The sequence below is a fragment of the Pantoea sp. VS1 genome, from assembly GCF_002207995.1.
Classification (GTDB): domain Bacteria; phylum Pseudomonadota; class Gammaproteobacteria; order Enterobacterales; family Enterobacteriaceae; genus Pantoea; species Pantoea dispersa.
The window spans coordinates 21,358-34,626 of sequence record NZ_NHZE01000045.1 but is presented as its reverse complement, the minus strand read 5'-3'; the positions used below and the strand labels follow the sequence as shown (position 1 = coordinate 34,626).

Genomic DNA, 13,269 nt, shown 5'->3' with positions numbered 1-13,269 from the left:
GTTAATGCTGCTGCCACGGGTGATATTCACCCTGGCGGCGGCCTGGCGCCGTTTCCGGCAAACGCAGCAGGCCGAACAAAGAAATCACCCCCAGCACTGCAACATACAGCGCCAGACCATACCAGTGGCCGTGGGTCACCTGCAGAATCTTCACCGCCACCAGTCCGAGTACGCCGCTGCCGATCAGCGAACCGATCTGCCAGATCACCGCGATACCGCTGCAGCGAATGTGCGTGGGAAACAGTTCGGGGAACCATGACGCCTGCGGGGCATAACACATGCTGTGACCCAGCGTCAGCGCCACGATCATCGCCAGCTGCGTGAGCCAGTAGCTGTTGTGCGCCAGCGCGAGAAAAAAGGGCACGATCGAGAGCATGATCAGCAGCGTGCCGATCAGGTAAACCGGCTTGCGACCGATGCGGTCGGAAAGGGCACCCATCAGCGGGATCGCCAGTACTTCGAGGATCACCGCGACGATCATACTGTTCATCAAAATGCCGGCATCAAGCTGATTAGCCTTACCCCAGGCAAGGATGATGACGGTAAACAGGGCGAAGGCGCAGGCTTCGATCAGTTTCGCTGCCACGCCGTTGACCACCAGCCGCGGATTACCACGCAGCACCTCTTTTAACGGCCTGGATTCTGCCGCTTTGGTTTCACGAATGGCGGCGAAGACCGGCGATTCATCAATGCGCAGGCGAATAAACAGGCCGACAATCACCAGCAGCGCGCTGAGCAGAAAAGGCACGCGCCAGCCCCAGTCCATCATCTGCTCCGTGCTCAGCGCGGCATTAAGCACAGCGAACAGCGCCAGCGGCAGCAGAAACCCGACCGGAGCACCAATCTGCACCCAACTGGCAAAGAAACCGCGCCGGGAAGGCTGCGCATATTCGGCCGTCATTAATACCGCGCCCGCCTGCTCGCCACCGACACCAAACCCCTGCAGCAAACGGATGGCAATCAGTAATACCGGGGCCCAGACGCCAATTTTTTCGTAGGTTGGCAACAGGCCAATGCAGAACGTGCCAAGGCCCACGATCAGGATGGTCGCCACCAGCGCCTTTTTGCGTCCCACTTTGTCGCCGATGTGCCCAAACACCATGCCGCCAATGGGACGTGCGAGGAAGCCCACCGCATAAGTGGCGAAGGCAGCGAGTGTGCTGACCAGCGGATCGTGGCTGGGAAAGAACAGATGGCCAAAGAACAGTACCGCTGCCGTACCGTAAGCGAAAAAGTCGTAATACTCTGCCGCCGTGCCTATCGCCGAGGCGCTGGCGACGCGGCGGATCACTGATTTAGGGTGAGCTTCAGCGGTATCAGATTGAGCAACAGTTGAAGAGGCCATGACAAATCCTGAAGAGGTTAAAGAGCGACTACCATACAAGAAGGTTTGTGCAGTTGTTGCGCGATTGATCACAAAGCGTGGCGACTCCCGGCGTAAAGGGGCCGATCTGCTGCGCTTCAATAACCACCTCGCCCAATCTCCATTTTCCTTATTTCGGCTGATGTAAATCCATCAAAATAAACCGGTCAAAAGGCTTGAACTCACAATTTGAAAAGCAGATTTCAAATATAAATTAACATGAAATAAAAATGCCGATAGCCTGGACGCGCTGCTCTGTTCTGATGCTTTTCCTAACGCATTTTTTACCAGGAGGTATTATGGAAAAAGAACTTTATCTCTCCACCAACCCCGCGTCCGGCCCCAACAGCACAACAAAAACCGAACCCTTCGTAAAAATCATCGCGCTGGTGGCGACACTCGGCGGGCTGCTGTTTGGTTACGATACCGGCGTGGTATCCGGTGCGCTGCTGTTCATGCGCAGCGATTTGCATCTCACGCCGTTCACTACCGGGCTGGTGACCAGTTCACTGTTGTTTGGCGCTGCCTTTGGCGCGCTGCTGGCAGGGCACTTCGCGGATGCCCTCGGGCGCCGCAAAATCATCATCACGCTGGCCTTTATTTTTGCCCTCGGCGCGGTCGGCTCTGCCTTCGCACCTGATGTGGTGACGATGATTGCGTCACGCCTGTTTCTTGGTATTGCCGTTGGCGGGGCGGCTGCCACGGTGCCGGTGTATATCACGGAAATTGCTCCGGCGAATAAACGCGGCCAACTGGTGACGCTGCAGGAGCTGATGATTGTTTCTGGCCAGCTGCTGGCCTATGTCTCCAATGCGACTTTCAATGAAATCTGGGGTGGCGAACATACCTGGCGCTGGATGCTGGCCATCTCCACCGTACCCGCCGTGCTGTTGTGGATCGGCATGATCTTTATGCCGGAAAGTCCACGCTGGCACGTCATGCGCGGCAACACCGCTGGCGCGCGCAGGGTGCTGGAGAAAACCCGGGCGGCGGAGGACGTAGAGTGGGAGCTGGAGGAGATCGAAGAGACCATCGAAGAGCATCGCCAGCAAGGCAAAGGTCGCCTGCGTGATTTGCGCACGCCATGGCTGCGCAAAGTGTTTTTACTGGGAATTGGCATTGCCGCCATCCAGCAGCTGACCGGTGTGAATACCATCATGTACTACGCGCCAACCATGCTTACTGCTACCGGTCTGAGCAACGATGCGGCGTTGTTCGCCACCATCGCCAACGGCGTGATCTCCGTAATCATGACGCTGGTGGGAATCGTGATAATCGGTAAGGTTGGTCGTCGTCCGCTGGTGCTGATTGGGCAGATGGGCTGTACCGCCTGCCTGTTCTTTATCGCCACGGTGTGCCTGCTTATGCCGGAGTATCACGCCGGTGGTGCGGTTAATCTGCTGCGGGCCTATCTGGTACTGGCCGGAATGCTGATGTTTTTATGTTTTCAGCAGGGCGCGCTGTCACCGGTCACCTGGTTGCTGCTGTCGGAAATCTTCCCGGCGCGCATGCGCGGCATTTGCATGGGCGGTGCCGTTTTTGCCTTGTGGATTGCCAACTTCGCCATTTCCATGGCCTTCCCGCTGTTGCTGGCCGCCTTTGGCCTGGCCGGGGCGTTTCTCACCTTCGCCGTGATCGGGATCGGCGGCGCCCTGTTTGTACTGCGCGCTATCCCGGAAACCAAAGGGCGCAGCCTGGAACAGGTCGAACACTATTTCTATGAACTGTATGACGGCAAAGGCTAAATGTGAGGGCGCTCAGGCTGATGTAAATCACTCAAAGAAGCCGCAGAGCGGGCAAAAAAGATAACTTACTATCAGGGCATGTCAGTACCTTGCAGCAAACAGAACCTTACCCAGTGATTATTATCCAGGAAAGATCATGACCTACAAAATAAGCAGTGACCGATTCTGTGTTAACCGTAAAATTGCCCCTCATCTCAGCATGGCGGAATTCTTCGCGCTGGTGGAACAGCTGGGATTAAATAAAGTTGAAATACGCAATGATATGAAAAGCGGCAGCGTGACCGACGGCGCAGGCGGTGAGGAGGTGCGTCGTCTGGCAGCGCAGCATCAGCTTGAGATCGAAACCATCAACGCGGTGTATCCCTTCAATCAGTTAGATGATGCGGTGCTGGAAAAAACGCGCGCGCTGTTAGCCGATGCGCGCGCCACCGGGGCGAAAGCGCTGGTGCTCTGTCCGCTCAATGATGGGACGCCGGTGAGTAATGAGCAAACCGTACAGGCGCTGCAAACCCTGGCGCCGCTGTTTGCCGAATATGGTGTTGCCGGGCTGGTTGAACCGCTCGGTTTTCCGCAGAGTTCACTGCGCTCGGCCGCGCTGGCGCAGCAGCTCATCGCTCAGGCCGGTGTGCCGTTTAACATCGTGCTGGATACCTTCCATCATCACCTGTACGAAGGCGCTGAACAGGATTTCGCCGGTGGTGTAGACGTGAATCACATCGGCCTGGTGCATCTCTCTGGCGTAACGGATGCGCGCCCGACTCATCAACTCACCGACGAAGAGCGCATCATGCTGAGCGCGGATGACCTGCTGAAATCCCGCGAGCAGGTGCAGCGCCTGGAAGAGATGGGCTATCGCGGTGTTTATGCTTTCGAGCCGTTTTCGTCGGTGATGGAGAGCTGGAGCGCTGAGGATATTGCGCGCGAAATTCGCAGCAGCATTGACTACCTCAACCACTAACCAATCCGGCATTTTGCTGAAGGAACCTCGCATGACACTCAATATTGGTGTAATCGGCACTGGCGCTATCGGCCGTGAACACATTCGTCGTTGCAGCCAGGTGCTGCAGCATGCGCGCGTGGTCGCGCTTAATGATATCAATCGCAGCAACTGTGAGCAGGTGATTAGCGAGCTCGGCTTGCAGGCGGAGATTTACGACAACGCGCACGATTTAATCGCCGCGCCGGAGGTGCAGGCCATTCTGGTTACCTCGTGGGGCCCGACGCATGAAGAGTTTGTGCTGGCAGCCATCAAAGCCGGCAAAGCGGTATTCTGCGAGAAGCCACTGGCAGTGACCGCGCAGGGCTGTATGAATATTGTCGAAGCGGAAATTGCCGCAGGCAAAAAACTGGTGCAGGTGGGTTTTATGCGACCGTACGACAGCGGCTATCGCGCGCTGAAAGCAGTTATCGACGGCGGCACCCTGGGTGAGCCGCTGATGCTGCACTGCGCGCACCGCAATCCGGCGGTCGGCGATGCTTACACCACCGATATGGCGATCACCGATACGCTGATCCATGAACTCGACGTGCTGCGCTGGCTGCTGAACGATGATTACGTCAGTGCGCAGGTGATTTACCCACGCAAGACCCGCCACGCGTCATCGCACCTGAAGGACCCGCAGATTGTGCTGCTGGAAACCGCGAAGGGCATCCGCATTGATGTCGAGATCTTCGTTAACTGCGCCTATGGTTACGACATTCAGTGTGAGGTGGTTGGCGAGAGCGGCATTGCCCGCCTGCCTGAACCAATGTCGGTACAGACCCGCCACGCGGCGCAGCTCTCCACCGGCATTCTGACCGACTGGAAAAAACGTTTTATCGCTGCGTATGACGTTGAGCTGCAGGATTTCATCAACAACGTGCTGTCGGGCAATATGACAGGCCCGTCGGCGTGGGACGGCTATGCCGCCGCCGTGGCGGCCGATGCCTGTGTCGCGGCACAGAACAACGGTGACATTGTCCCGATTACCATGCCGCCACGTCCGGCTTTTTATCGCTAATCCCGCCACATCGCGGCTGGCGCACCCTGACCGGTGCGCCTTTATGTGACATTGTCACCTGTTGACAGCTGTCTTCCCGTCAGTCACCGCCCGCGCCTCACATTTGTTAGCGATCCCGTGTATCATCGCCGCCTTTATGTTGTGCAAGGAAAAGTGTGATGACGGAGAGCGTAATGGCGCGCCGCCAGCCCTCGGTATGGTGGGGCGCCATGATCATCTGTGGGACGGTAGTGGGCGCCGGTATGTTTACGTTGCCGATCGTGATGGCCGGGGCGTGGTTTGGCTGGGCGCTGCTGCTGCTGGGCATAAGCTGGGGCGCAATGCTGCTCTCCGGGCTGCTGTTTATGCGTGTCAGCCTGCATTATCCGCCAGGCGCGGGCTACGATACGCTGACGCGCGATTTGCTTGGGCGCGGCTGGGCCAGCATCAATGGCCTCAGCATCCTGTTTGTGCTGGGCATTCTCACCTACGCCTATATCTCAGCCAGCGGTCCGGTTTACCAGCACTCGCTGAATCAGCTTGGCGTGCCGCTCTCAACCGCCGGGGCCAAAATCGCGCTGACGTTGTGTGTCGCCGCCGTGGTGTGGCTCGGCACCACCGGCGTCAGTCGTTTAATGACGTTCTGCGTGCTGGCAAAAATCCTGCTATTGATTTTGCTGTTCGGCGGGCTGTTAACCCAGGTTGACGTGCCCTCGCTGTTCGCTGCCGCCGCGCCGGGAGACAGCTACTGGCCTTACGCGCTGGGCGTGCTGCCGTTCTGTCTGGCCTCTTTTGGCTATCACGGTAACATCACCGGGCTGGTGAGTTATTATCAGCGCCGCGAGTCGCCGGTGACGCGCGCGCTGGTGCTGGGCACGCTGATGTCGCTGGCGCTGTACCTGTTCTGGATTGTCTGCACCATGGGAAATTTGCCGCGCGCTGTGTTTCCTGACATCGTGCAGCAGGGTGGAGATATTGCCGCGCTGATGGCCGCGCTGCGCGATCATCTGCACGTGCGCGCGTTGTCGCTGATGATGTCGGTGTTCTCACATTTTGCGGTGATTGCCTCATTCCTCGGCGTGACGGCAGGCCTGTTTGATTTCATCGCCGACCGCCTCGGCTGGGGGCATTCCCCGCGCGCGCGGCTGCAAACCGCCTGCCTGACATTTTTGCCGCCGCTGCTCGCTTCGCTGTGGTGGCCACATGGCTTCGTCGCCGCCATCGGTTTTGCCGGCCTGTTTGCCACGCTGTGGGCGGTGATTATTCCGGCGCTGCTGGCGCGGCGTGCGCAACAGCGCTTCGCCGATCGGCCGCGTACGCCACTGGCGATTGGCCTGGTACTGCTTTTCGGCGCGCTGAATGTGCTGGCATGGACACTGAGCTGGCTGGGTGTGTTACCGCAATTTGCTGCGGCCTGAGTAGCGAGAGCCGTGGGGTTCAGAGGTAAGGCTGCACACTATTCGTATCGTAGCGGCGCGATTTATCGCGCTAATCCATCCGCCGCGCCGTTGTAGATTGTGCGATAAATTGCACCGCTTACGGTCACAGCACCAGCTCGTAGCGGCGCGATTTATCGCGCGAATCCATCCGCCGCAGCGTTGTAAATTGCGCGATGAATTGCGCCGCTACCCGGCGCTGGGGCTACGACTGGGTTGAATAATTCACTCTGCTCAAGTCAGCGATAAGACCCGGTCCTTTGGGCTGCCAGTTGAGCTGCTGACGCGTCCAGGCACCGCTGGCACGCAGATCCAGCCTGGCGAAAGCGGCGAACCAGCCGAAATGCTCCGCGGCCTGGTCGGGTTTCAGCGAAACGGCAGGAATCCCCAGGCCTGCTGCCACGGTTTCAGCAATCAGCCGTGAGGCAATGCTTTCCTCTGCTACCGCATGATACCGTTTGCCGCGTTCGCCTTGCTCAAGCACTTTTACGTACAGCCTGGCGACGTCATCAACGTGTGCCGCGCACCAGGCGTTTTCACCTCCGCCGATATAAGCTGCCGCGCCTTTCTCCCTGGCAAGAGCGATGTAATAGCTGATTAATCCCTGACGTTCGGTGTTGTGAACCTGAGGTAAACGCACCACACGCAGATCGATTCCCGATTCAAGGAGCTTAGTACCTTCCAGCTCCGAGGCGACGCGTGGGTTAGGGTGTGCCGGGTTGAAATTCTGCTCAAGAGCGGGCTGGCCGCTGCCGTCATCACCCATTCCGGTACCAGAAGTGATGAGCAGCGGACGCTGACTGCCCTGCAATACAGAGCCAATCGCGCGAATAACGCGGCGGTCTTTTTCGCAATTTTCGACAAAACGGCTGAAATCATGATCGAAAGCGGTGTGGATCACCGCATCACATTGGTCAATGCCGGCATTCCACGCCTGGGGATCTTCCAGCGTACCGCGCTGGGCTGTCGCGCCCTTATCGTTTAACTGCTGAGCTGCTTCTTCTGAACGTACAAGACCGGTCACCTGATGGCCGCGAGCCTGCAGGGCCGATACTACGCGTGAGCCGATAAAGCCCGTCGCACCCGTTATAAAAATACGCATAGCCTGTCTCCTGAGTGATTTAGTGCGACAGCGTAAGCGCGGATCTTTTACTATTAAAGTAGTGAGATTATCAGGGTATAAACATTAACAGGGTGATTTATGACGCTGCTTTCTGAAAATCCGCTGGGTGAGTTTTTAAGGGCACGCCGTCTGGCAATTGACCCGGCTTCGTTTGGTTTTTTGCCCGGCCGACGACGTACGCCGGGCCTGCGCCGCGAAGAAGTTGCCCAGCTCGCGAATATCAGCCCGACCTGGTACACCTGGCTTGAGCAGGGCCGCGGGGGAGCGCCCTCGCGTGAGGTACTGAACCGCATTGCTGCCGGGCTGCGGCTTACATCTCCCGAGCGCGATCATCTGTTTATCCTCGCGTTTGGGCATCCGCCAGAAAACCGGGTAAGTCGGTCCGACAGCATAACCCCACGGCTGCAACGCGTACTGGAAAGCCTGACGATTCCGGCGATTATCAAAACCGCCACCTGGGATGTGGTGGCATGGAATCACCCGGCGACGGTTGTGCTGAAGGATTACGGGCAACTCCCGCCCGCGCGGCGCAATATTCTGCGCCTGCTGTTTACCGATCAGGAAGCGCGGGGGATGCAAGACGACTGGGAGGGCGTGGCCCGTCTCATCGTCAACGCCTTTCGGGCGGATGCCGCGCGCCTGGGGGCTTCAGAGGAAATTGATCGACTGGTTGAGGAGCTATCCGCTCAAAGCGCTGACTTCGCCCGCCTGTGGCGTAACAACGATGTGGCCGGGCATGGCGAAGGGTTTAAGGTGCTGCATCATCCGCAAATGGGGACGATTGCCCTGGAGTTCTCGACCTTTTCTGTTGAAGGCAGGCCGGATTTAACGATGATGCTCTTTAACCCGGCAACCGATGAAAGCAGAGCGAAAACAGAGCGCTGGATTTCACAGAACCCAGCTCAGCGCGAAAGCTGAGTCAGGCAGTTTTTAATGCGTCAGCCAGCACGCTATAGCAATCACACCAGTCGAAAAAAACAGGCTTACCCTGTAATAGGCAGGAGCAACGGAATAGAGATTCTCCTGCCTCATTCAATCGCTTAGCGAGGCAACTGTTCAACAAAACGTACTGGTATAAATATACCGTCCGCAGCGCCTTTTTTGCTTAGTTGCCGCGATAAGTGGAGTAGCCGTACTGGCTGAGCAGCAACGGAATATGGTAGTGCTGATCGGCATTATCCAGGTTGAACATCACCGGGATTTCCGGGAAAAAGGTCGGCTGAGCGTTTTTTTTGTAATAGTCACCGGTTTTAAAAATTACGCGGTAAATCCCGGTCTGCGCCTTCTGGCCCGCCGGGTAAAGCGCCGGAATACGTCCCTGTTCGTTGGTGGTGCCCTGCGCCAGTTTCACCCACTCTTCACCCTGTTTCTTATCCAGCTCGACCTCAATACCTGCGGTCGGTACGCCGGTTTGCAGATTCAGCACATGCACGCTCAGGGGATTTTTCATCTCAGCGGCCAGGCCGCTCACGCTGAAAGCGCAGAGCGCGCCGCCCAGTAAATAATGCTGCAATTTCATCTCATCTTCCTTTTGGTTAATTGGCCGGGAAAGCATAAGACGAAAACAGTGCAGTCGCGCACAATGGGCTGAAATCTGTGAAATTTCCCAGATCAGCACCGGCAACCGGGCGGCTGCCGGTCAGGGAAACTACTGGTTGCTAATCAGGGTGCCTTTCAGGCCGTGCGGTTCGGAACGCAGATACTGTGGCGGCGCTTTGGCCTGCGCACCCAGTTCGGCGGCGGCGTGCCATGGCCAGCGTGGGTCATACAGCACCGCGCGTGCCAGCGCGATCAAATCGGCATCCTGCTCCTGCAGCGCCTGCTCGGCCTGTTTCGGTTCGGTAATCAGCCCCACGCCAATCACCGGAATCGAGACCTGCTGGCGAATCTCGCGAGCGAACGGCAACTGATAACCTGGACCGACGCTGATTTGCTGCTGCGGTGCCAGCCCCCCGCTGGAGACGTGAATATAGGCGCAGCCTGCGGCTTCGAGCTGCTGGCTGAAAACAATCGATTGCTGATTATCCCAGCCGCCCTCGATCCAGTCGGTGGCAGAAAGCCGCACGCCAACCGGGATTTCCGCCGGCAGCGCAGCGCGCAGCGCCTTGAACACCTCAAGCGGGAAACGCAGACGGTTCTCTAATGAGCCGCCATATTCATCGTCACGCTGGTTGCTGAGCGGCGACATAAACTGGTGCAGCAAATAGCCGTGCGCAGCATGCAGTTCGACCAGCTGAATGCCGATGCGTACCGCGCGCAGGGCACTATCGACAAAGGCCTGTTTCAGCTGCGCCAGATCCTGTTTGCTGAGTGCGGCCGGTGGACGCTCATCCTGTCCAAACGGCTGCGCAGACGGCGCGACGGTCTGCCAGCCGCCGTGTTCCTCAGAGAGCTGCGCACCGCCTTGCCATGGCGCAGCACAGGACGCTTTGCGCCCGGCGTGACCCAACTGAATGCCAATCGGCAGGGTAGCGTAGCGCCGCACGTCCTGCAGCACGCTGGCCAGCGCGGCTTCAGTCGCGTCGTCCCATAACCCCAGGTCGCCCGGCGTGATACGGCCAATAGCTTCCACCGCCGTTGCCTCGATAATCAGCAGTCCCGCGCCGGAGAGCGCCAGCTGGCCGAGATGAATGCGGTGCCAGGCCGTTGCCTGACCTTCTTCCGCTGAGTATTGGCACATCGGTGCAATCACAATGCGATTTTCCAGCGACAACTCGCCAAGCTGCGTCGCGCTAAACAGTAAACTCATGCATACCTCATATCCGCACGTTAATGACTCACTACAGCATAGGAGCTGCAGCCGGATTTGCAGCAATGCCAGATGTAAGCGGTAATGACACACATTAATTACAACATACTATTAGTGATTAATGTAATGGTGCCTGATTCGGCTAACGTGCCGGTAAGGCTAACTAGCGCCATTTATTCAAACCATGGGCTGAGGCTCAACAGAATGCAAGCTAACGCTAAGAAATTCTGGACAGGCGTAAACCCAGCGGCCCAAAATAACTCCTCATGTTAAAGCGGGATCTGATTAAGTATTATCGAATTATTGGCTAATCAAAGGAACTGTGAAATGGATGAAGCACTACTCGCAATGATGCGTTCAAATGGGCGCAACAGGGCCTGGGCAGAATCGATGGTCAATCTTGAAGCCCGTAAGCTGATTGAAACGGCTAACCGTGAAGCCGGGTTTCACATCAGGGATGGACTTACGCGACTCCAGTTTGTGCAGGAAATAAGGGATGTGATTGAAGAGCAGTTCTCGATTGCCCGGCGCGCAAAGTCTGATGAAGAGTGCATGGCCTGCGTAAAAAATCTCAGGGCAGAGACCGAAAATCTTGCAGAGCAGGGGCAAATGCTGCGCAGGAATACTGCGAAACTTTACGCCAAAGTGGAGTTCGTCCGGGAAAATAACAAAATTGTCGGTTATGTGATTTCTGCTGTGAATGTAGTGCTTTCGGGCGCAGAAATAGCTTTAGGAACAACGCTGCTGGCTAGCGCTAATCCATTGGGTGTGCTGGCTGGCGCAATACTTGTTGTTGATGGATTCAATGGCCTTAGTAAAGAATTTAGCCATCAGGTACTTCATGATTCTTCATCTGAAGGGTTCGCTGCCAATGCTGCTATGTCTACGGCTGAATTTATGGGTTTTAGTTCTAAAAGTGGATTAGGCGTATATAAATCAATCTCACTTATTGCTAACGCTTACAGCATCTTAGGCTTAATAAGAAAGCCTGGGGCATGGAGACTATTTCGCTATATGCCCATCGATTATTACAGGAAAGTCAGTACGTTAAGTCGGCCAAAACTAACCATGAAAATTGTTGGATACGGCGTGAAGGCCAAAGTTATTTTTGATCTGATGACAATTACAGATCGCCCTTAATCCCGGAAGCATGTTTTTTATACCGCCAGGCTTTAAAAGCGAGTTTGGCGGGCGTCAAATACCAGATAAAAGGTAACCCTACAATTAACGCAAAAGCCAAAGAGAGTGTGTTATTTTTTGTAGATAAAACAGATGTAAAAATCAGGATTAAAAAAGCAATAATAGTTATCCACTTAGCTACATTGAATCGTTTTGCTAAATCCTGAACCACTTCATCAAGAGTTCCCCCGAAATTTTCCACATTGCTTTTAATTTTCTGGATATCTTTATGACTGAAGCCGAACTCCAGCAGTGATTCTTCGCTAATTTTCATGGATTTCATCCTTAAAATTCACCATAACATCACCAGTGAGTTTACCCGAAAACAGGCGATAAATCGCCATCTGTGAATCATGTTTCGATGTTAGTTAATTTAACTTTGAAACAGCAGCTTACGTCATTAGTCTGACTTGCTGGTTACTTGTAATCGATTTACCAGAGAAACAGCACGAAACCGGCAGCGATGACCGGCGGCAGCAACACGAACGGCAGTACGGACAATTCTTCACTGAACGCATAGCCGGCTTTGTTGATACCTGTCCACATGTTGATGAATGCGATTATCACCCAGACGGCGATGAAACTTTTCGTGGTTAACTCACAGGGAAAGGGGCCTAAATGCCAGAGCCATCCAAATGCCAGGAAGATGCCAAATAGCGCAAAGCCACAGATAAGGATGACAACGGTGTGCATTTCCGGCGCTCCTGTTTACATGGTAAAGCGACCGGCGAGCGATCCCGCCGGTCACGCCCGTTACCCTTCACTCGACGGTGCTTTCGCTGGCGTCAGAAGATCGGACAATCCAACCCGATGTAGCATTTCGGCGCGCAAACGGTCGATGACCGCAAAGCCGATATTCGCGCCGTCTTCGGACGGATCGTTATGCACACGAAATGGACGCGTACCAAACGGCATACCGACAACATCGGTTATCTGTACTGCAACGCGCGCGGGATCGGCATCTTCCGGCACTATCTCCGCAAAGGCCTTTTGCACAACATCGCCGAAACCGGCATAAGGACCTGCTTCATACTCCGCGACACGCCCGGTGTCGGCAGGACTTCCAGAATGGGCAAAATGGTTGGTCCCTTTGGTAAAGGCTCCCGGCACGATGATTGTCGTCTCAATGCCGAATCGGCTGAGCTCGCGCGCATACTGAACGGCAAGCGTATCCATCGCCGCTTTGGCGGCAAAATAAGGGGCCAGATAGGGCGGTGTGCCGCCGGTCACGCTGGAACTGGAAATCCAGACCAGCAGGCCTTCACGGCGGGAGCGCATATGCGGCAGTATGGCCCGGTTAACGCGCTGCGTTCCCAGCACATTAACGTCATATTGCTGGGCGAACTGCTCTGGCGTGAAGGCTTCGGCCGGCCCGAACATCATGTGGCCAGCATTGTGTACCACCACATCGAGCTTGCCGGCGTCGGATATTACCGTTTCAATGGCAGCATCAACCGATATGTCGCTCTGAACATCAAGTTCCAGCGGCCGTAGGTCAATTCCCTCCCGCGTGGAGAGTTCGCTTAACTGGCGGACATTTGCGGCATTACGACCCGCAATATCCCGCATTGATGCATAAACGGTATGGCCAGCACGAGCCAGCGCTTCGGCGGTCAGGCGACCGAAGCCGCTTGACGATCCGGTCACCAGGATAATCTTCTGAGACATAACAGTACTCCTTTGACTAACTATGCA

13 protein-coding genes are annotated in these 13,269 nt (G+C 56.0%); 6 read left to right on the top strand and 7 right to left on the bottom strand.

Annotated features, from left to right (window positions below):
- Window position 1: 1 nt before the first annotated feature.
- Window positions 2-1,345, bottom strand: coding sequence for an MFS transporter (locus CBW22_RS16945; RefSeq protein ID WP_088517259.1), 1,344 nt, complete (start codon window positions 1,343-1,345; stop codon window positions 2-4).
- 317 nt (window positions 1,346-1,662) lie between these two features.
- Between CBW22_RS16945 and CBW22_RS16940 the strand changes: the two genes are divergently transcribed.
- From CBW22_RS16940 to CBW22_RS16925, 4 genes are all read left to right on the top strand, one after another.
- Window positions 1,663-3,108 carry a sugar porter family MFS transporter gene (locus CBW22_RS16940; protein ID WP_088517258.1) on the top strand — a complete coding sequence of 482 codons (1,446 nt, stop codon included), beginning with the start codon at window positions 1,663-1,665 and terminating at the stop codon, window positions 3,106-3,108.
- Window positions 3,109-3,244: 136 nt separating this feature from the next.
- Window positions 3,245-4,066, top strand: a complete 822-nt coding sequence (locus CBW22_RS16935; RefSeq protein WP_058781498.1) for a TIM barrel protein — start codon at window positions 3,245-3,247, stop codon at window positions 4,064-4,066.
- Between the two features lie 31 nt (window positions 4,067-4,097).
- Complete coding sequence (locus CBW22_RS16930) at window positions 4,098-5,108, top strand: Gfo/Idh/MocA family protein (RefSeq protein ID WP_058776359.1); 1,011 nt, start codon at window positions 4,098-4,100, stop codon at window positions 5,106-5,108.
- Window positions 5,109-5,266: 158 nt separating this feature from the next.
- Window positions 5,267-6,505 (top strand): aromatic amino acid transporter, encoded by a 1,239-nt coding sequence (locus CBW22_RS16925; protein WP_088517257.1) that lies wholly within the window; start codon window positions 5,267-5,269, stop codon window positions 6,503-6,505.
- Window positions 6,506-6,728: 223 nt separating this feature from the next.
- Here CBW22_RS16925 and CBW22_RS16920 read toward each other — a convergent pair whose 3' ends face one another.
- Window positions 6,729-7,625 (bottom strand): SDR family oxidoreductase, encoded by an 897-nt coding sequence (locus CBW22_RS16920; RefSeq protein WP_088517256.1) that lies wholly within the window; start codon window positions 7,623-7,625, stop codon window positions 6,729-6,731.
- Between the two features lie 99 nt (window positions 7,626-7,724).
- On the opposite strand from CBW22_RS16920, the gene CBW22_RS16915 reads away from it, so the two are divergent.
- Window positions 7,725-8,564 (top strand): helix-turn-helix transcriptional regulator, encoded by an 840-nt coding sequence (locus CBW22_RS16915; protein WP_021509391.1) that lies wholly within the window; start codon window positions 7,725-7,727, stop codon window positions 8,562-8,564.
- Between the two features lie 187 nt (window positions 8,565-8,751).
- On the opposite strand, the gene uraH is transcribed toward CBW22_RS16915, so the two are convergent.
- Together uraH and CBW22_RS16905 are read right to left on the bottom strand one after the other, a co-directional pair.
- On the bottom strand, window positions 8,752-9,165 hold the full coding sequence (gene uraH, locus CBW22_RS16910) for a hydroxyisourate hydrolase (protein ID WP_058770194.1): 414 nt from the start codon (window positions 9,163-9,165) through the stop codon (window positions 8,752-8,754).
- A gap of 129 nt (window positions 9,166-9,294) precedes the next feature.
- A complete protein-coding gene (locus CBW22_RS16905) occupies window positions 9,295-10,395 on the bottom strand; it encodes an NADH:flavin oxidoreductase/NADH oxidase (protein WP_088517255.1) in 1,101 nt (366 codons plus the stop codon).
- Window positions 10,396-10,722: 327 nt separating this feature from the next.
- Here CBW22_RS16905 and CBW22_RS16900 point away from each other — a divergent pair, with 327 nt between their 5' ends.
- Window positions 10,723-11,535, top strand: coding sequence for a DUF4225 domain-containing protein (locus CBW22_RS16900; protein WP_021509394.1), 813 nt, complete (start codon window positions 10,723-10,725; stop codon window positions 11,533-11,535).
- Here CBW22_RS16900 and CBW22_RS16895 read toward each other — a convergent pair.
- The 3 genes from CBW22_RS16895 to CBW22_RS16885 form a co-directional block, all read right to left on the bottom strand.
- Window positions 11,519-11,848 (bottom strand): hypothetical protein, encoded by a 330-nt coding sequence (locus tag CBW22_RS16895; RefSeq protein WP_088517254.1) that lies wholly within the window; start codon window positions 11,846-11,848, stop codon window positions 11,519-11,521. The two genes, CBW22_RS16900 and CBW22_RS16895, sit on opposite strands and share 17 nt — an antisense overlap.
- Window positions 11,849-12,006: 158 nt before the next feature.
- Window positions 12,007-12,267: a hypothetical protein gene (locus tag CBW22_RS16890; protein ID WP_088517253.1), complete on the bottom strand. Its 261-nt coding sequence runs from the start codon at window positions 12,265-12,267 to the stop codon at window positions 12,007-12,009.
- Between the two features lie 60 nt (window positions 12,268-12,327).
- Window positions 12,328-13,242 (bottom strand): SDR family oxidoreductase, encoded by a 915-nt coding sequence (locus CBW22_RS16885; RefSeq protein WP_088517252.1) that lies wholly within the window; start codon window positions 13,240-13,242, stop codon window positions 12,328-12,330.
- Window positions 13,243-13,269 lie beyond the last annotated feature (27 nt).

Bases quoted from the DNA above. Each gene is read 5' to 3' on its own strand.
- CBW22_RS16945 (WP_088517259.1), bottom strand. From the start codon at position 1,345: ATGGCCTCTTCAACTGTTGCTCAATCTGATACCGCTGAAGCTCACCCT.
- CBW22_RS16940 (WP_088517258.1), top strand. From the start codon at position 1,663: ATGGAAAAAGAACTTTATCTCTCCACCAACCCCGCGTCCGGCCCCAAC.
- CBW22_RS16935 (WP_058781498.1), top strand. From the start codon at position 3,245: ATGACCTACAAAATAAGCAGTGACCGATTCTGTGTTAACCGTAAAATT.
- CBW22_RS16930 (WP_058776359.1), top strand. From the start codon at position 4,098: ATGACACTCAATATTGGTGTAATCGGCACTGGCGCTATCGGCCGTGAA.
- CBW22_RS16925 (WP_088517257.1), top strand. From the start codon at position 5,267: ATGACGGAGAGCGTAATGGCGCGCCGCCAGCCCTCGGTATGGTGGGGC.
- CBW22_RS16920 (WP_088517256.1), bottom strand. From the start codon at position 7,625: ATGCGTATTTTTATAACGGGTGCGACGGGCTTTATCGGCTCACGCGTA.
- CBW22_RS16915 (WP_021509391.1), top strand. From the start codon at position 7,725: ATGACGCTGCTTTCTGAAAATCCGCTGGGTGAGTTTTTAAGGGCACGC.
- uraH (WP_058770194.1), bottom strand. From the start codon at position 9,165: ATGAAATTGCAGCATTATTTACTGGGCGGCGCGCTCTGCGCTTTCAGC.
- CBW22_RS16905 (WP_088517255.1), bottom strand. From the start codon at position 10,395: ATGAGTTTACTGTTTAGCGCGACGCAGCTTGGCGAGTTGTCGCTGGAA.
- CBW22_RS16900 (WP_021509394.1), top strand. From the start codon at position 10,723: ATGGATGAAGCACTACTCGCAATGATGCGTTCAAATGGGCGCAACAGG.
- CBW22_RS16895 (WP_088517254.1), bottom strand. From the start codon at position 11,848: ATGAAAATTAGCGAAGAATCACTGCTGGAGTTCGGCTTCAGTCATAAA.
- CBW22_RS16890 (WP_088517253.1), bottom strand. From the start codon at position 12,267: ATGCACACCGTTGTCATCCTTATCTGTGGCTTTGCGCTATTTGGCATC.
- CBW22_RS16885 (WP_088517252.1), bottom strand. From the start codon at position 13,242: ATGTCTCAGAAGATTATCCTGGTGACCGGATCGTCAAGCGGCTTCGGT.